12 protein-coding genes are annotated in these 17,540 nt (G+C 70.4%); 7 read left to right on the top strand and 5 right to left on the bottom strand.

Annotation, left to right across the window (positions count from 1 at the left end):
• The first annotated feature begins 31 nt into the window (after positions 1-31).
• A complete protein-coding gene (locus ABZU43_RS15300) occupies positions 32-745 on the top strand; it encodes a NeuD/PglB/VioB family sugar acetyltransferase (protein ID WP_355007320.1) in 714 nt (237 codons plus the stop codon).
• Here the strand turns inward: ABZU43_RS15300 and wecB are convergent.
• Entirely contained in the window at positions 674-1,798 is a 1,125-nt protein-coding gene (wecB, locus tag ABZU43_RS15295; RefSeq protein ID WP_355007142.1) for a UDP-N-acetylglucosamine 2-epimerase (non-hydrolyzing), read from the bottom strand. The genes ABZU43_RS15300 and wecB overlap by 72 nt on opposite strands.
• Positions 1,795-2,898 (bottom strand): glycosyltransferase family 4 protein, encoded by a 1,104-nt coding sequence (locus ABZU43_RS15290; protein ID WP_355007141.1) that lies wholly within the window; start codon positions 2,896-2,898, stop codon positions 1,795-1,797. The genes wecB and ABZU43_RS15290 overlap by 4 nt, the downstream gene beginning before the upstream one ends.
• A gap of 364 nt (positions 2,899-3,262) precedes the next feature.
• Between ABZU43_RS15290 and gmd the strand changes: the two genes are divergently transcribed.
• The 3 genes from gmd to ABZU43_RS15275 are packed head-to-tail and all read left to right on the top strand — an operon-like array spanning position 3,263 to position 6,614.
• Positions 3,263-4,276: a GDP-mannose 4,6-dehydratase gene (gene gmd, locus ABZU43_RS15285; RefSeq protein WP_355007140.1), complete on the top strand. Its 1,014-nt coding sequence runs from the start codon at positions 3,263-3,265 to the stop codon at positions 4,274-4,276.
• Positions 4,273-5,493, top strand: coding sequence for a glycosyltransferase (locus ABZU43_RS15280; RefSeq protein ID WP_355007139.1), 1,221 nt, complete (start codon positions 4,273-4,275; stop codon positions 5,491-5,493). Before gmd ends, ABZU43_RS15280 begins: the two co-directional genes overlap by 4 nt.
• Positions 5,490-6,614 carry a DegT/DnrJ/EryC1/StrS family aminotransferase gene (locus ABZU43_RS15275; protein WP_355007138.1) on the top strand — a complete coding sequence of 375 codons (1,125 nt, stop codon included), beginning with the start codon at positions 5,490-5,492 and terminating at the stop codon, positions 6,612-6,614. Before ABZU43_RS15280 ends, ABZU43_RS15275 begins: the two co-directional genes overlap by 4 nt.
• A 73-nt stretch (positions 6,615-6,687) precedes the next feature.
• Here ABZU43_RS15275 and ABZU43_RS15270 read toward each other — a convergent pair whose 3' ends face one another.
• Both ABZU43_RS15270 and ABZU43_RS15265 read right to left on the bottom strand, forming a co-directional pair.
• A complete protein-coding gene (locus ABZU43_RS15270) occupies positions 6,688-7,944 on the bottom strand; it encodes a hypothetical protein (protein WP_355007137.1) in 1,257 nt (418 codons plus the stop codon).
• A complete protein-coding gene (locus ABZU43_RS15265; RefSeq protein WP_355007136.1) occupies positions 7,941-9,260 on the bottom strand; it encodes a hypothetical protein in 1,320 nt (439 codons plus the stop codon). Before ABZU43_RS15265 ends, ABZU43_RS15270 begins: the two co-directional genes overlap by 4 nt.
• Positions 9,261-9,565: 305 nt before the next feature.
• Between ABZU43_RS15265 and ABZU43_RS15260 the strand changes: the two genes are divergently transcribed.
• The 3 genes from ABZU43_RS15260 (at position 9,566) to ABZU43_RS15250 (ending at position 15,767) form a co-directional block, all read left to right on the top strand.
• A complete protein-coding gene (locus ABZU43_RS15260) occupies positions 9,566-11,440 on the top strand; it encodes a nucleoside-diphosphate sugar epimerase/dehydratase (protein ID WP_355007135.1) in 1,875 nt (624 codons plus the stop codon).
• A gap of 198 nt (positions 11,441-11,638) precedes the next feature.
• Complete coding sequence (locus ABZU43_RS15255) at positions 11,639-14,743, top strand: M14 family zinc carboxypeptidase (protein ID WP_355007134.1); 3,105 nt, start codon at positions 11,639-11,641, stop codon at positions 14,741-14,743.
• 91 nt (positions 14,744-14,834) lie between these two features.
• A complete protein-coding gene (locus ABZU43_RS15250) occupies positions 14,835-15,767 on the top strand; it encodes an NAD(+)/NADH kinase (protein ID WP_355007133.1) in 933 nt (310 codons plus the stop codon).
• Positions 15,768-15,879: 112 nt separating this feature from the next.
• Here ABZU43_RS15250 and pgm read toward each other — a convergent pair whose 3' ends face one another.
• Complete coding sequence (gene pgm / locus ABZU43_RS15245; protein ID WP_355007132.1) at positions 15,880-17,523, bottom strand: phosphoglucomutase (alpha-D-glucose-1,6-bisphosphate-dependent); 1,644 nt, start codon at positions 17,521-17,523, stop codon at positions 15,880-15,882.
• Positions 17,524-17,540: the final 17 nt, after the last annotated feature.

The raw sequence follows: 17,540 nt of genomic DNA, 5'->3' as shown, positions 1-17,540 counted from the left end.
GCCGAGGGAGCCGCGGTTGACGACCGACGTAGTGATCGTAGGCGCGGGTGGGATGGGCCGTGAGGTTTATGGGGTCATTCGGCTGTTGAACACCATTTCGGACAATGCGCCACCCTGGCGGGTTCTGGGCTTCGTCGACGACTACCCCACCGAACTCCACGTCGAGTCGGTCCACCGTCTCGGCGTTGCCTTCCTCGGCCCGACCCGATGGCTGGCAGCCCAACCGGCAAGCACCCATGTGGCGCTCGGCGTCGGGCATCCGAGGTTGCGCCGCGAGACCGACCAGGCCATCGCCGGGTACGGCCTACCGGCGGCCACGGTGCTGCACCCGGCCGCCGAGATCGGCCCTGACTGCGTCTACCAGCAGGGACTGTTCGCCGCCGGCGGCGCCCGGGTGACGACGAACGTGCTGTTGGGGCGCCACGTGCACCTCAACCAGAACTGCACGGTGGGGCACGACACCGTGCTCGGGGATTATGTCTCGGTCAATCCGCTTGCCGCGGTTTCCGGGTACTGCCGGCTGGGGGACGGCGTCCTGGTGGGCACCACGGCCGCGATCCTGCCGAAGCTGACCGTTGGCCGGGACGCCACTGTGGGCGCAGGTGCCTGCGTGACGCGCGATGTCGCCCCGGAAGTCGTGGTCACGGGTGTGCCGGCCCGGCCCATGGACCGGTCACCGGCGAATGCCCGCCCAGTCGTGATGGCGGCGCACGGTCGACAGGATGAAGTCGACGACCCGGCGTGACGTGTCGGGAACCTGGTAGTCGAGCGGGCAGGCGACCGAGCCGTCGGCCACCTGCGCGATCACCACCCGGATGGCCTCGACGACCCCGTCGGGTTCCAGGCCGGTCATCACGATCGCCCCGCTGTCCAGCGCCTCGGGACGCTCGATGGATTCGCGCAGGGTCACCGCCGGGAACCCGAGAATCGCGGCCTCCTCGCTGACGGTGCCGCTGTCGGAGAGGGTGCACCTCGCATGCCGTTGCAGCGTCACGTAGTCGAAGAAGCCGAACGGCTCGTGGAAGGCCACGCCGTCGAGGTGCAGGCCGTCGCCCGCGAGCGCCTCCAACCGCTTGCGGGTACGCGGATGCGTGGAGACCAGCAGCGGTAGCCGCCACTCGTCGCGGACCGCCCGCAGGCAGTCCAGCAGCCGACGGAGCCGGTCGGGGTGGTCGACGTTCTCCTGCCGGTGCGCGCTGACGACGAAGTAGCCGCCCGGTTCGAGTTCGAGCTGGGCCAGCACGGTGGAACCGTCGACCTGCCGCCGGTAGTGATCGAGCACCTCGCGCATCGGTGAGCCGGTGTGCAGGATGCGGCGCGGGTGTAGCCCCTCGGCGAGCAGGTTGCGCCGGGCGTGCTCCGAATAGACCAGGTTGAAGTCGGCGATGTGGTCGACCATGCAGCGGTTCGTCTCCTCCGGCACGTTCAGGTCGAAGCAGCGGTTGCCGGCCTCCATGTGGTAGACCGGCACGTTCATCCGACGGGCCATCAGTGCCGAGATCGCGCTGTTCGTGTCACCGAGCACCAGCAGCGCGTCCGGGCGCAACTCGGTGATCGCCCTCTCCGTACCGACCAGCACGGCGCCGAGGAGGCTGCCGAGCGACCGGGTGTCGGCCCGCAGAAAGAGATCCGGAGCGCGGACCCCCAACTCCCTGAAGAAGACATCGGAGAGCGAGGGGTCCCAGTTCTGCCCCGTGTGCACCAACGTGTGCTCCACGGTCCGATCCAGTGCGTCGATCACCCGGGCCAACCGGATGATCTCCGGCCGGGTCCCGACGACGGTCATCACGCGGGTCACTTGACGCCTCCTGGTGGCAGTTGTACGGATTCGGCCCGCTGGGCGGGAAGTTGGCAGGGCTCCCGGTACGCGGGATCGCGAATCACCCGCCACGCCTGGTCGAGGACGCTGATCGGAGCCCTGCTCGCCCGCCAACGGCGGTACGCGGCTCCCGCCTCGACCCGCGCCGCGTGCCGCTGTTTGGGGGTGCTGGTCGCCACCTGAGTGACGAGGGCGCCCAGTGCCGCCGCAGTCAGCTCGGTGAGGACCAGCCCACCGCCGTCGCGCAGCACCGCCGTCCACGGTGTCCGGTCAGAGCAGAGCACCGGGCAGCACGCGGAGAGGCTCTCGGCGATGGCGTTGCCGTAGTTCTCCCCCCGTGTCGGCATGACGAAGGCGTCGTAGCGGGAGAAAGTCGCCCGGACCTGCTCGGGCAGCAGTTCACCCCGGTAGCTGACGGCGACCGAGTCGGGCAGCTCGGCCAGGCGCTCCCGGCAGCGTCGCCAGTACGCCTGGTCCTCGACCGGGCCGTAGATGTCCAGCCGCACCGGCACCGGCACGAAGGCGAGCGCGGCCAGCACCAGGTCGAGGTTCTTCATGGGCGAGATCCGCCCGATGAAGACCAGCCGCGCGTGGTGGGTAGCGGGTATCTCGACCGGCGTCTCCTGCGGTTCGGGACCCCGGCTGACCGCGACGACGCCGATCCGCGCCCGCGGCAGCACCCGCCGGATGTCGTCTGCCTCGACAGGTGTGGTGGCGTGCCACAGCACCCGACGGTCGAGCAGCATCCAGCGCCAGGCGGTCAGGAAGATCCGCTTACGGAATCGGTGCACCCGAAGGGCGGCCTCGCCGAACTCACCCCTGGGCGCGACCAGGATTCGGCCCACCCGCAGCAGACCGAGTCGGGCCGCGGCCATGGGCAGGATGGAGAACGTCGACCAGACGCTGTTGACGTACAGCAGATCGAAACGGCCGGCGCGCAGCGAGCGCCAGAGCGACCGCCACTGCCCCGGCCGACGTACACCGAGATAGAAGACGTTGGTCCGGCCGACCCGGGCCCAGCGGCCGGAGAGTCCTGGATAGGGGTCGCGGCATCCGAGATCACGATCGCGGGTCAGCATGGACGTCTCAATGTCGTCACTGGCCAGGGCGAGCACTTCGGAAATGGACCGGACAGGCCCTCCGGCACGCCAACCCGGAGAGAAATAGCCGGCCGTGACAAGGACGTGGAATTTGTTCTTGTCGACAGTCGCCAGTGTTTCTCGGGTGTCCGCCGCGGGGGTGGGTTCGCCGGCCATCCTCGCTCCTCGATCGTGCCACGGGATCGATTGACTCAACGAGTGGATGCTCGATCCGTGACTGAGTCACCGTCTCAAATGGACGGCGCAGAATAAATTCCACCAGATTCATGAAACCTCAGAAGCGGCGTGCCCGAGAGCGATATAAGGAACCGCGGGGAAAATTGGCCCAGCGGAGAGGGACTTCATGTCACGAACGGCACTCATATCCGGCATCACCGGTCAGGACGGCAGTTACCTGTCGGAGTTCCTGCTCGACAAGGGATACACGGTGCACGGCATCAAACGGCGGTCGTCCTCTTTCAACACCGAGCGGATCGACCACGTCGACGTCCATCCGCGCAGCGGTGACGCCCGCCTCTTCCTCCACTACAGCGACCTGTCCGACCCGGCCTCACTGACCGCGCTGATTCGGGACATCCGCCCCCACGAGATCTACAACCTGGGCGCGCAGAGCCACGTCCGGGTGTCCTTCGACATCCCCGGGTACACGGCGGACGTCACCGGGCTCGGGGCGCTGCGCATGATGGAGGCGGCCCGGTCCGCCGACGTCGGCTGCCGGTTCTACCAGGCGTCCTCGTCGGAGATGTTCGGCTCGACCCCACCCCCGCAACGCGAGGAGACCCCGTTCCACCCGCGCAGCCCGTACGCGTGCGCCAAGGTGTACGCCTTCTGGTCGGCGGTGAACTACCGCGAGTCCTGGAACATGTTCTGCGCCAACGGCATCCTGTTCAACCACGAGAGCCCGCGCCGGGGTGAGAACTTCGTGACCCGCAAGATCACCCGCGCGGTGGCCAGGATCGAGGCCGGCATCCAGGACAAGCTCTACCTGGGCAACCTTGACGCCGTTCGGGACTGGGGCTACGCGCCGGAGTACGTCGAGGCGATGTGGCTCGCCCTCCAACAGGACACCCCGGACGACTACGTGATCGCCACCGGCGAGGGTCACACCGTGCGCGAGTTCGTCGAAGCCGCGTTCGACCGGGTCGGGTTGGAGTGGCAGCAGTACGTGGAGCTGGACCCGGCCTACTTCCGCCCGGCGGAGGTCGACGCCCTCATCGGCGACTACTCGAAGGCCCGACGCACCCTGGGGTGGGCGCCGAAGACGCTCTTCAGCGACCTGGTCCGGGTCATGGTCGACGCCGACCGGCAGCTCCTCGAGGACGAGCGGATGGGTCGACTGATCCGGGTGGACCGGTGAGGGTCGCGGTCGACGCCGCACCCATCCGTCCCGGTCACGCCGCAGGGCTCGAAGCCTTCACCTACGGCCTGTTGACCGGCATGGCCGCCGACGACTCCTGCGAGCTGCGGGTGAACGTCCTGCGGGGCACGCTGCCCCAGTGGCGGCAGCAGGTGCCCGACGCGCGGATCGGCTGGACCGAGGTGGCGCAGCCGCTCCGCTCCGACAACCCCACCGGCCAACTGCTGCGCCGGTGGACGCCGAGGGTGATGCGCAACTCCCGCACGGTTCGCACCGCCGTCAACGCGGTCCGGCAACGGTCCGTCGTACGGCACGCCGACACCGACGTCACCCTGTCCCCGTTCCACTCCGCTCCGATCGGATCGGGCACCTCGGTCGTCGTCCTGCACGACACGCGCCACCTGGGTGGCGAGTTCCACGCCCCCGGCTTCGCGGCGGTGGTCCGGGAGAACGTCGCCCGCGCGGCGGCGATCGTGGTCACCTGGCCGCATCCGTACCGGGAGACCCTGCGCCTCTTCCCGGAGGCCGCGGAGCGGACCGTGCTCATCCCGACTCCGGCGTTCCAACCCGCGCCGGAGCGCGCGCACGCGCGGCCCGAACCGGGGCTGCTGGTCTACCCGTCGTCCACAGCGGAACACAAGAACCACGCGACCCTGCTGGAGGCGATGGCGCTGCTGCCGGACTGCCGCCTCATCTGCCCGGGGCCGCTGGTCGAGCCCGAGGCGAGCCGGCTGCTGGCCCGCGCCGCGCAACCTGACCTACGCGGCCGGATCTCCTTCCCCGGCTTCGTCAGCCTGGACGAGCTGAACGCCATCTACGCCCGAGCGGACGCGGTGGTCGTACCCTCGCTCTGGGAGGCGGCCAGCGGCGCGATGCTGGAAGCGTTCACCTGGGGTCTCCCGGTCGCCTGCGCCGACGTCGAGCCGTTGCGCGACCAGTTGGTGTTCAACCGCGCCGAGGCGGCGGTCTTCCGGGCGCGGGATCCGCGGTCCCTCGCCGACGCGGTGCGGCACCTGCTCGACGAGCGGGAGCGCTACGCCGCCGCCTCCAGGCGGGCGAACGACCGACTGGCCGGTCGCACCTGGGCGGCCACCGGCCGCGACTACCTGGACGTCCTGGGCTGGGCGGCGCGGGGCGGATCGGGCCCGGTGCCACGGTCTCCCTTCGTCACGGCCGCCGCGAACGACACCGTGGCCGGCGGAGGAGACGGAACATGAGCATCGCGGACGACAGCTATCCGGTGGCGAGACCGAGCCTCTCCACCTTGGAGGAGCGGTACGTGGTCGACGCGCTGCGCAGCGGGTGGATCTCCTCACAGGGCCCGTACCTGCGTGACTTCGAGGACCGTTTCGCCAGGCGTTGCGCCGCGGACGCCGCCCTGACGACCAGCAACGGCACCGTCGCGCTGCACCTGGTCCTCGCTGCGGCCGGCATCGGGCCGGGGGACGAGGTGGTCGTCCCGGCGTTGACCTACGTGGCGACGGCCAACGCTGTCGCGTACTGCGGCGCGCGTGCCGTCTGCGTGGACGTCCTGCCGGAGAGTTGGTGTGTCGACCCGGCAGCGGTACGCGCCGCGATCGGCCCGCGTACCCGGGCGGTCATCGCCGTCGACCTGTACGGGCACCCGGCCGACTACACCGCCCTGCGCCACCTCTGCGACCGGCACGGTCTGCTCTTGGTCGCCGACGCGGCGGAGTCGTTCGGCGCCACACTCGACGGGCGACCCACCGGCTCGCTCGCCGACGTCACCACCTTCTCGTTCTTCGGCAACAAGGTGCTCACCTCCGGCGAGGGCGGCTGCGTGACCACCTCCGACGCGGCCCTGGCCGATCGGATGCGTCTGCTGCGTAACCAGGGCATGGACCCGCAACGGCGGTACTACTTCCCGGTGCTGGGCTACAACTACCGGATGACGAACCTCTGCGCGGCTGTGCTCTGCGCCCAACTGGAACGAGCGGACGAGATCATCGCCCTGCGGGACCGGGTGATCGCCGGTTACGAGGAGCAGTTGGCCGACGAGCCGGCGTTGTCGGCGCAGCCGGTGGCCGCCGGAGTTCGCCGCGCGCCGTGGATGGCGGCCTTCCTGGTCGGGGCCGAGGGGGACGCGACGTCCCGGGACGCGCTGGCCCGTGCGCTCGCCCGGCTCGGCGTGGAGACCCGCCCGTTCTTCGTGCCGATCCCGGACCTACCCGCGCATCGTGATCCCGGCGCGGACTGCCCGGTGACCGAGGACCTGAGTCGGCGTGGCATCAACCTGCCCACGTACGCCGATCTGGCCGAACCGGCGGTCAAGGCCGTGGTGGAGCGGGTCCGCGCCGCCCTGGCGACCATCGCCTGACCCGCCGCCGGACCCGCGTCGACGGTGTCGGCGCGGGTCCGGCGGTCAGACTGGTTGGACCCCTGGGAGGCGGTCAGACTGGTTGGACCGCTGGTGCGCAGTCCGCCGCGCGGTCTCGCAGCAGCAGGAGGTAGCTGCCGCCCCAGGCGACCGCGCTGAACAGGGCCAGCAGGACCAGCGCACCCGCCGCGCCAGGCGCGCCGAACAGGACCGCCCCGGCGACGACCGCCGGTACGCGGAGCCCGCCGAGCAGGATGCCGAGCACGATCGCCCGCCGGCTCGCCCGCTCGACCCGCAGTCCGGCGAAGCCGATCGCGGCCGGCACGGCGAGCAGGCTCTCCAGCGCGAGCAGCACCAGCAGGCTCCGGGCGACGGTCCAGTTGGCGCCGAGCAGTTCCTTGCCGACCGCGTCCGGCAGCAAAGCGACCGCGACGGTCAACGGCAGGACGGCGGCGGCCACCAGTAGTGCCAGCCGGACAGCCGCCCGCGTCCGCACCGCGCGGGACTCGGCACGGGTGCGGGCCAACTGCGGCAGGATCAGCGTGGCCGCCGTCGACAGCACCAGGTTGACCGGCCCCAGCAGCGTGCGCCCGGCGCTCAACGCGCCGACCACCGCCGTGCCGGCGACCAGCGCCACAGCGGTCAGCGCCAGCTGCGCCGACCCGGTGGTCAGCAGGAACTGCGCACCGAACCCCGCCGCGACGCGGGTCTCGGCCCGGCTGACCCGCCAGCCGGGCACCAGCGCGTACCGGCGCCGGGCCGCGACGACCACGCCGATCAGGGCGCCGCCGACGGCCCACATCGCGAAGACGTGCGGCGTGTCGATCACCCGGAGCAGGCCGGCCAGCGCGGCACACCCGGTGAGCGCCGCCCAGGCGATCTCCTGGGCCATCGCCGCCGAGGGAGCGCCGATGCCGACGGCGACCGCCTTGGTGTAGTCGTAGAGGACCAACCCGGGCAGGGCGAGGCCCGCGAACAGCAGGTAGGGCGAGCCGTACGCCGCGCCGGCGGCGCAGACCGGGGTGCCACCGACGAGGCCGAGCAGGATCGCCCGCCGGGCGGCCGACGCGACCCCGTCCCCGGTGGCCAGCACGGTGTCGGTGACGGTGCTCCGCACCAACCCGGAGCCGACGATGTAGAACGAGAAGGCGAGGGCGAACTGACCCAGCCCGCCGACCGACTCCAGTCGGGTCACGGTGATCGCCAGCAGCAGGTTGCCGCCGCTGGAGAGCCCGCCGACGACCAACGCGAGCAGCGCCCGGCGACCGGTGCGTCGACCGGCTGGCGCGTCGGCCCGGCCGACCGCGTGCCGGCCTACCCGTACGGTCACCGGGGCGCGCCCGGGACCGTGGGCAACCGACCATGGTCCGGTTTGCGGCCCCCGTGCAGGGATCGGCGGCTGAGCCCCAGCAGGACGAAGACCGGCGTCGCCGCCACCACGTGTTGCAGGAAGCCGATGGTGGAGTCCGGATAGGTGTTGGACCAGAGCAGCGGATCGAAGAGCACCAGGCAGAAGAGGCTCAGCCGGATCGGGCCGGGCGGCCCCCGCCAGCGCAGTAGCACCGCCGCCACGGCGGCCCAGAAGGCATGCACGGCGACCACGCCGACCGCGCCGTCGAAGAACCAGATGTTCCCCAGCAGCAGGAAGGTGTAGGCCGATGTCGGCCCGCCGCCGATGTACTGGTTGATCCGCTGCCCGGTGGAGATCGGCGGCCGGTCCGCATCCAGCACCCGGGGCACCAACCCGTACCGCAGGTAGTCGTTGACCCCGGGTTGGCCCAGGTCGACCGGGACGTCGAAGCCCGCCACCACGCTGAGCTGGCTGTCCAGCCGCAGTCGGTCGGTGGCGGTGACCTTGGTGTCCACCGCGACGCCGCGATCCTCCCGGATGGCGTTGCGATGCTCGAACACAGCCGGCCACGCGAGGAAGAGCACCACCGCACAGAACACCAGGTGGCGCAGCCGGAAGACGCCACAGAGCGCCCCGGTGGAGGCCACGAAGAACAGCAGCGCGACCAGCGGTGCCGATCTGGCTGTCAACACGGCGATGTAGGCCTCCGCGCCGACGAGGACGGCCAGCCAGCCGTACAGCTTCGCCCGTGACAGCCGACCACTCAGGTGGCTGGCCACCAGCAACGCGAAGCCCAGGGCCGTCCACCCCGAGAAGAGCGTGCTCACCATGGCGAGCGGCCCGCCGGACAGGTCGCCGGAGACCTGGTTGACGATGGTTCCCCGACCAAGGTGGGCCCCGAGCACGTTCGCGGTGACGCTGGTCAGCGTGACCACGACAGCGACCGGATAGAGCCACGGATAGCGGGCGTGGGCGCGTCGGAAGCCCTCTCGCCAGCGCGGGCCGGGGCGTGCGGACAGCCAGCCGATCGTCTCCACGGCGACGCTGCCCAGCAACGCGAGCCCGACCAGGGAGACGATGAAACCGGTCTCCGGATTCCGGTAGAAGGCCGCCATAGGCAGGATGAGTAGCGCGTACGGGGCGAGCACGACGACGGTCACCGGATAGCAGCGGAGCACCCGACCGACGAGATCCCGCCGGCCGCCAGACGCCTGGTCTCCGGTTGGCTGATCCATCCGCGCCTCGGTCGCACCGGTCGCCCCGCCGGGGTCGAGGGCAGCCCCGGGCCAGGTCATTGCGCGCGGGCCCCCTTTGGGATGTGGATGGTCGCTCCTGACCCAACGAGCCAACCGACCGAGCGAAACGCCCCCGCGTACGCGCCGCACATGTTGATCGCCATCGGGGGTGACGGCACGATGCTGGGCGCGCTGCCGATGGCCGTCGGCGACCCCGGGATTCCCGACGTCGAATCAGACAACCGGTCATAGAAATGTGAAAACCGGATTTGGCGGCGCATATTCCGCTAAGCAGTTAGGGGACGTTCGTGGCCCCTGACCTGCCCTGGGTCATCTTCGGCCACGGACAGGACAGGGAGTCGTAGATGCCGCCGGAGATACAACGGGTTGAGCCAACGGCGTCGACAGCCACCGGCCGGGCCAGGGTCAGTCGTCGGACCGCCATCTTCCTCGCCGCCGACGCCCTCGGCTGGGTCGGCGGGTTCACGGTCGCAGGCTGGGCGAGGTACGAGCTCGCTCTCACCATCGATCAGGCGGTCAACGCGATACTGCTCGGCGGCGGAGCCGCCGTGCTGCACGTCGGCGTCAGCGCACTGCGTCGCATTCGGTCCGGTCGTCAGCCCCTCGGCACCGTCGAGGAGGTTCGGGGGCTCGCCGGCACCACCGCCACCACGGCGGCTATCGTCCTCGTCGCCCTTCTCGCGCTGGGCGAACGTCCGGTGCCGGCCAGCACCCCCGTGATCGGTGCCGCGCTGGCGCTGCTGTTGATGCTCAGCTGCCGTCTCCTGCACCGCCACCGGCGCGACCGTGCGATGCGACCGGACGCCCGCTCGGCGACCCCGGTGCTCCTCTTCGGTTTCGGCGAGGCCGGGCAGGGGCTGGTACGCGCGATGCTCAGCGACCCGAAGGGCCGCTACCTACCCGTCGGCGCGCTCGACGATGACCCGGGCAAACACGACCTGCGCATCGCCGGTGTCCCGGTGCTGGGCGGCCGGCAGCACCTCGTCGACGTGATCCGCCGCACCGGCGCCACCACGGTGATCTTCGCGGTGGCCAACGCCGACGCCACGCTGATCCGCGAGGTGCGGGAGGCGACCCTGCGCACCGGCACGGCGTTCAAGGTCCTGCCACCGGTCCGGGAGCTGGTGGATCACCGGATCACGGTCAGCGACGTGCGGGACGTACAGATCAGTGACCTGCTCGGCCGACGCCAGGTGGTCGGCGACCTGACCCTGGACGACAACGGGCTCACCGGTCGACGCGTTCTGGTCACCGGCGCCGGGGGCTCGATCGGCTCGGAGCTGTGCCGGCAGATCATGCGCGCCAACCCCGGTGAGCTGATGATGCTGGACCGGGACGAGTCGGCCCTGCACAGCCTTCAGATGTCACTCACCGGGCGGGCGCTGCTGGACGGACCCGAACTCATCCTCGCCGACCTGCGGGACGATGAGGGTGTCCGGCGCATCATGCGGGAACGCCGCCCCGAGATCGTCTTCCACGCCGCCGCGCTCAAGCACCTGACCCTGCTGGAACGGCACCCGGGCGAGGCGGTCAAGACGAACGTCTGGGGAACGCTCACAGTGCTGGACGCGTGCCGGGACGTCGCCCGTTTCGTCAACATCTCCACCGACAAGGCCGCCGACCCGATCAGCGTCCTCGGCTACTCGAAGCGCATCACCGAGATGCTTACCGCGCACGCAGCGGCGACCTACCCGGGCACCTTCCTGAGCGTCCGGTTCGGCAACGTCCTGAGCAGTCGTGGATCGGTGGTGACCGCCTTCCAACGGCAGATCGAGGCAAGGCAGCCGCTGACCGTCACCGACCCCAACGTCACCCGCTACCTGATGACGGTGCAGGAGGCGGTGCACCTGGTCCTCCAGGCAGCCGCCATCGGCCGCGACGGAGAGGCACTGGTGCTCGACATGGGCGAGCCGGTCCGGATCGACGACCTGGCCCGCCGCATGGTCGAGCAGGCGGCCAGCCCGGTCCCGATCGTCTACACCGGGCTCCGCCCCGGGGAGAAGCTGCACGAGGACCTGCTCGGTCAGGGCGAGGCCGACCACCGACCGCTGCACCCGCTGATCTCGCACGTGACGGTACCGGTCCTGGACCCCTTCGAGGTGAGTGGACTGGACCCGTTCGACGAACCCGACAAGGTCACCGACCAGCTCGCCCGACTCTGCGGCATCCTGCCCGGACCGCTTCCCGACCGACGCGCCGGGATTCCGCTGGCACGCTGACGCCGCCGCAACCGGGGCCGGCGCACTCCCCGCGTCGGCCCCGGCGCGAGCTGACGGAGCCTCCCCATACGACCCGCCACCTGTCACAGCCGGCTCCGGCATCGACACGGGCAGCAACGACCCGCCCATCGACCGATTGACAGAGATCAGTCCACACCGAAGGCTCGCGCCTACAGGTCCTTCACCCAAGGAGGCGCGATGAGACCGAGACGACTGGCGATCGCCGGCGTGGTCACCCTGCTCGGCGCACTGGCACTGACCCCACCGGCCAGCGCGCGGCCGCCGTCCGACCCGGGCGTCCGCGACGGCCTGGAGGTGTACGTCGGCACTGTCGACGCGAAACAGCGGGATCAGCTACGCGCGGCGGGGGTCGACCTCGGCCACGACGCGAAGACGGACTCGACCGGCAACACGACTGTCGAGACGGTGCTCAGCCGCCGGCAGGCGAAACGGTTGACCGACCAGGGCGTCCCGTTGGCGGTGAAGAAGGTGCGCGGCAAGGACGCGTCGCAGGCGCTGCGGGAGCAGGCGGCGGCGGGTTGGACGGCGTTCCGACCCTATGGGGAGCCGGGCGGCCTGCGGGACGAGCTGAACGCCACAGCGGCTCGATATCCCAAGCTGACCAAGGTGGAGACGATCGGCCGCACGCAGCAGGGCCAGCCGATCGTCGCCGTGAAGGTCACCAAGAACGCGCGGACCGTCGAGGACGGGAAGCGGCCCGCCGTGCTCTACGCGGGCGCGCAGCACGCCCGCGAGTGGATCACGCCGGAGATGACCCGCCGACTGATGCACCACGTCCTGGACAGCTACGGCACCGACCGGGAGATCACCCGACTGCTGGACACGACCGAGCTGTGGTTCCTACCGGTCGCCAACCCGGACGGCTACGACCACACCTTCACCTCCGGCAACCGCCTGTGGCGCAAGAACCTGCGGGACAACAACGGCGACGGGCAGGTCGGCTCCGGCGACGGCGTCGACCTCAACCGCAACTTCAGCTACAAGTGGGGGTACGACAACGAGGGTTCGTCGCCGGAGCCGAGCAGCGAGACCTACCGGGGTCCGGGTGCCAACTCGGAGCCGGAGACCAAGGCACTGGACCGCCTCTTCAAGCGGGTCGGGTTCGAGTTCTTCGTCAACTACCACTCGGCGGCCGAACTGCTGCTCTACGGCCTCGGTTGGCAGGTGAGCACTCCCACCCCGGACGACGAGATCTACAAGGCGATGGCCGGTGACGACGCGCACCCGGCGGTGCCCGGCTACGACCCGGACATCTCCGCCGAGCTTTACACCACGAACGGTGACACCGACAGCCACGCCACCGTTCGGTACGGCACGCTGGGCTTCACCCCGGAGATGTCCACGTGTGAGGCCGCCTCGGCGGTCGACCCCGACGACGAGTGGCGCCCGGAGGACTGCGTCAGCGGCTTCATCTTCCCCGACGACGAGGAGTTGATCGCTGGGGAGGTGAGCAAGAACCTGCCCTTCGCGCTGGCCGTGGCCAAGTCGGCGGCGGACCCGGACGAGCCGGTCTCGGTCGTCGGACGGAGCACCCCGGACTTCGTCGTGGACGCCTTCGACACCTCGTACGGGCGCACCCAGCAGGTCGCCGCGATCACCCGGCGGGCGCTGAAGAACGTGAAGATGCACTACACGGTCAACGGCGGGCGGCCGAAGACAGTCGCGGTCCGCGAGTGGCGCGGCGGTGAGCGGTACGGCGACACGCACGACGACTACTACGCCGAGCTTCGCGGCACTGTCGGCGGCACGAAGCCGGGCGACCGGGTGGAGGTCTGGTTCACCGGCAACAAACCCCGGTCCGGGGTGGTCGCAAGCGTTCACTTCACCTACCGGGTGCACACCGACATCGGAGGGGACGTGCTGGTCCTCGCCGCGGAGGACGTCACCGGCCTCAGCCCGGCGCAGACCGGCACCACAGCGAAGTACGCCGACGAGGTCGCTGCGTCGCTGAGCGCCGCCGGGCGCACCAGCGACGTGTACGACTTCGACGTGATGGGCCGTAAGGCGCCGCACCCGCTCGGGGTGCTGTCGCACTACAAGGCCGTGGTGTGGGAGACCGGTGACGACGTGATCATGCGCTCCCCCGGCCAGGTCGCCGGCACCACGGCCAGGGCTGCGCTGGACACCGAACTGGCCGTTCGGGACTACCTGAACGAGGGCGGGAAGCTCCTCGTCAGCGGCCAGTACGCGTTGTTCGCCCAAGGCGCCAACGGTTCGTACGTCTACCACCCGGACGCACCGCCGGAGTGCACGAACGCCGACGATCCCGTCTGCCTGCCGCTGCTGAACGACTTCCAGCAGTACTGGTTGGGGGCGCACACCTACGTCAGCGACGGCGGTACCTCTCCGGAGGGGGAGGCGTTCCCGGTCGCCGGAAGCGACGGCGCGTTCACCGGTTTCACCGGCCAGCTCAACGGCTCCGGGTCGGCGGAGAACCAGGGACACACCGCGGCGTTCCTGACCACGTCGAGTTTCCTGCCGCCGGACGAGTTCCCGCAGTTCGCCAGCTCAGCGCCGGTGGGCTGGACCCGACCGGGTGGTGCGCCCTTCGACCCGCGTACGGGTGAGTGGTACCTGCACAGCGGGCAGGCCGACGAGTCGTACAAGCGGCTCACCCGCACCGTGGACCTCAGCGGGGCGAGCAGCGGAGAACTGCGCTTCTTCACCTCGTACGAGATCGAGCAGGACTGGGACTTCCTCTTCGTCGAGGCGCACGAGGTGGGCAGCGACGAGTGGACGACACTGCCGGACGTCAACGGCAAGACCAGCACGGTCACCGGGGAGAGCTGCGCCTCGGGTTGGGGCCAACTGCACCCGTTCCTCGCCCACTACCAGGGCGCGGGCTGCTCCCCCACCGGCAGCACCGGAAGCTGGAACGCGGCGACCGGGACGTCGAGCGGCTGGAAGGAGTTCGTCGTCGACCTGACCGCGTACGCCGGCAAACAGGTCGAGGTGTCGATCACGTACGCCTCGGACTGGGGCACCCAGGGTCTTGGCGTCTTCCTGGACGACGCCCGGGTGGTGGTCGACGGGTCGACGGTGGCGGAGACCTCGTTCGAGTCCGCCGACCTGGGAGGCTGGACGGTGGCCGGGCCACCGGCCGGCTCCGGTGGTAACGCCAACGACTGGTCGCGCAGTCAGCAGGCGTTCGAGGAGGGTTCGGTGGTGGTCACCGGGGACACCGTCTATCTGGGCTTCGGGTTGGAGGGCCTCCCCCCGGCGGCCCGCGACGACCTGGTCGCCCGCTCACTGACCCACCTCACCGGGCAGCCCCGCCCCTGACGGCGGCGAGGTGCGCCGACGGTCCGCGGGCCGTCGGCGCACCTTCGGTGTACGCCGGGTACGGTCGCCGCCGATGTGGTGAGCTGTACGGGTGTCGGGGCTGGGACTTGTGCTGCACCCCACCCGGGATGTCACCGAGGTGGTCGGGATCATCGAACGGTGGGCGACGCGTCACCGCAAGACGTTGTACGTGCGCGAGGAAGACCAGCACCGCGTCCCGTCCTCTGTCGAACCGGTGCCGGCGGACCAGGTGGCGTCCCGTGCCGACGCCCTGATCAGCATCGGCGGCGACGGCACCATGCTGGGTGCGCTGCGATCCGCCGTCCTCGACCCGAAACCGGTGCTCGGCGTACACCTGGGTCGGTTGGGGTTTCTCGTCGAGATCGAACCGCCGGAACTGCCCGAGGCGCTGAGCCGGCTGCTGTCGAAGGACTTCACGATCGAGTCGCACGCCTGCCTCGCCTGTGACGTGTGCGGCGACGACGTCGTGGCGTTCAACGACATCGCGTTGGTCCGTCAGCCGGGCGCCGGTTTCGTCAGCGTCACGCTCGCCATCGACGGCCAGCAGTACGGCTACTACCGCAGCGACGCCGTTGTGGTCGCCACTCCGACCGGCTCGACGGCGTACAGCTACGCGGCCGGCGGTCCACTGATCTCCCCGGCGGCGGACTCGGTGGTGATCACGCCAGCGGCGCCGATGGCCGGCATCTCCCGGGCGGTGGTGCTCTCCCCGGACGAGAAGATCCGGTTGGAGTTGCAGCCCAACTCGTCGCCGGTCGTCGTGGAGATGGACGGGTTGGTGTTCCGCGACGCCGCGACGGACGGCACGGTGGACATCTCGTACCGGCGCGACGCCGGTCTGGTGGTCCGCTTCGACCCGCTGCGCTACCAGGAGCGCAACCAGTTGAAGATGACGCTGCTCGACCTGCCGTTCCTCCCCGAGCAGCTCCGCGAACTGCTCCCCGAAGAGCTACGCCGACGCGGCCAGGACCTACCCCCACCCGCCGACCCCCCACCCTGCTGACCCACCCCACCCCCACCTTCGACCTCGTTGATCATGAAGTTATTGCCATGACACGCCGTGCCGGATGGCAATAACTTCATGATCAACTGCGACGGGGCGGGAGAGGGTGGGGTCAGGACTGGGTCAGGGCTTGGTCTACCAGGTTCTTGGCTTCTTCCTGGATCTGCTTGAGGTGGTCGGGGCCCTGGAAGGACTCGGCGTAGATCTTGTAGACGTCCTCGGTGCCGGACGGACGGGCGGCGAACCAGCCGGACTCGGTGCTGACCTTGAGGCCGCCGATCGCCGCGCCGTTACCGGGGGCGGTGGTCAGCGTCGCGGTGATCGGCTCACCGGCGAGCTCGGTGGCGGTGACCTGCTCCGGGGAGAGCTTGCCGAGCACCGCCTTCTGCTCCCGGGTGGCCGGAGCGTCGATCCGGGCGTACGAGGGCGCGCCGAAACGCTCGGCCAACTCCGCCCAGTGCTCGCTCGGGCTGCGGCCGGTGGTGGCCTGGATCTCGGCAGCGAGCAGGCAGAGCAGCAGGCCGTCCTTGTCGGTGGTCCAGGTCGAGCCGTCACGCCGCAGGAACGACGCCCCGGCGCTCTCCTCGCCACCGAAACCGACAGCGCCGTCGAGCAGGCCGGGCACGAACCACTTGAAGCCGACCGGCACCTCCAGCAGCGGCCGACCCAGGTCGGCGGCGACCCGGTCGATCATCGACGAGGAGACCAGGGTCTTGCCCACCGCGGCGTTCGGCCCCCACTCGGTGCGGGTGCGGAACAGGTGACCGATCGCCACCGCCAGGTAGTGGTTGGGGTTCATCAGCCCGGCGTCCGGGGTGACGATGCCGTGCCGGTCGGCGTCGGCGTCGTTGCCCGTGGAGATCTGGTAGTCGGCCCGCGCGGCGATCAGCGACGCCATCGCATTCGGCGAGGAGCAGTCCATCCGGATCTTGCCGTCGCCGTCCAGGGTCATGAACCGCCAGGTCGGGTCGACAGTCGGGTTGACCACTGTCAGGTCCAGGCGGTGCCGCTCGGCGATCTCACCCCAGTACGCCACGCTCGCCCCGCCCAACGGGTCCGCGCCGATGCGGATCCCCGCATCGCGGATCGCGTCGATGTCGATCGCCGCCGGCAGGTCGTCGACGTAGGTGGCGAGGAAGTCGTACTCCCCGGTGGTGTCGGCGGCCCGCGCCCGCGCGTAGGTGATCCGGCGGACCTCCTTGAGCCCGGCGGCCAGGATGGCGTTGGCCCGGTCCTGGATCCACCTGGTCACGTCGGTGTCGGCCGGCCCACCGTTTGTGGGGTTGTACTTGAAACCGCCGTCGTCGGGCGGGTTGTGCGACGGGGTGATGACGATGCCGTCGGCGAGCCCGCTGGTCCGCCCACGGTTGTGCGTGAGGATCGCGTGCGACAACGCCGGGGTCGGGGTGTAACCGTCGCGGCTGTCCACCAGCACGGTGACCCCGTTAGCGGCGAGCACCTCCAGGGCGTCCACCGCGGCCGGCGCGGAGAGCGCGTGGGTGTCCCGGGCGAGGAAGAGCGGCCCGTCGAGCCCCTGCTCGCGCCGGTAGTCGCAGAGCGCCTGGGTGACCGCCAGGATGTGGTCGGAGTTGAACGCGTTACGCAGGCTGGAGCCGCGGTGGCCGGAGGTGCCGAAGGAGACCTGCTGGGCCGGGTCCGCGGGATCCGGATGCTCGGCGTAGTAGGCGGTCACCAGGCGCGGCACGTCGACCAGGTCGGCGGGCTCGGCGGGCTGGCCGGCACGGGGGTGGGTCACTGCGAGATCCTCCTCGG

It is taken from the genome of Micromonospora sp. NPDC005205 (assembly GCF_040608275.1).
Lineage (GTDB): Bacteria > Actinomycetota > Actinomycetes > Mycobacteriales > Micromonosporaceae > Micromonospora.
The sequence above is the reverse complement of the archived record's forward strand: the minus strand, read 5'-3'. Positions and strand labels throughout refer to the sequence as shown.

Bases quoted from the DNA above. Each gene is read 5' to 3' on its own strand.
- ABZU43_RS15265 (WP_355007136.1), bottom strand. From the start codon at position 9,260: ATGACCTGGCCCGGGGCTGCCCTCGACCCCGGCGGGGCGACCGGTGCG.
- ABZU43_RS15290 (WP_355007141.1), bottom strand. From the start codon at position 2,898: ATGCTGACCCGCGATCGTGATCTCGGATGCCGCGACCCCTATCCAGGA.
- ABZU43_RS15260 (WP_355007135.1), top strand. From the start codon at position 9,566: ATGCCGCCGGAGATACAACGGGTTGAGCCAACGGCGTCGACAGCCACC.
- ABZU43_RS15255 (WP_355007134.1), top strand. From the start codon at position 11,639: ATGAGACCGAGACGACTGGCGATCGCCGGCGTGGTCACCCTGCTCGGC.
- gmd (WP_355007140.1), top strand. From the start codon at position 3,263: ATGTCACGAACGGCACTCATATCCGGCATCACCGGTCAGGACGGCAGT.
- ABZU43_RS15275 (WP_355007138.1), top strand. From the start codon at position 5,490: ATGAGCATCGCGGACGACAGCTATCCGGTGGCGAGACCGAGCCTCTCC.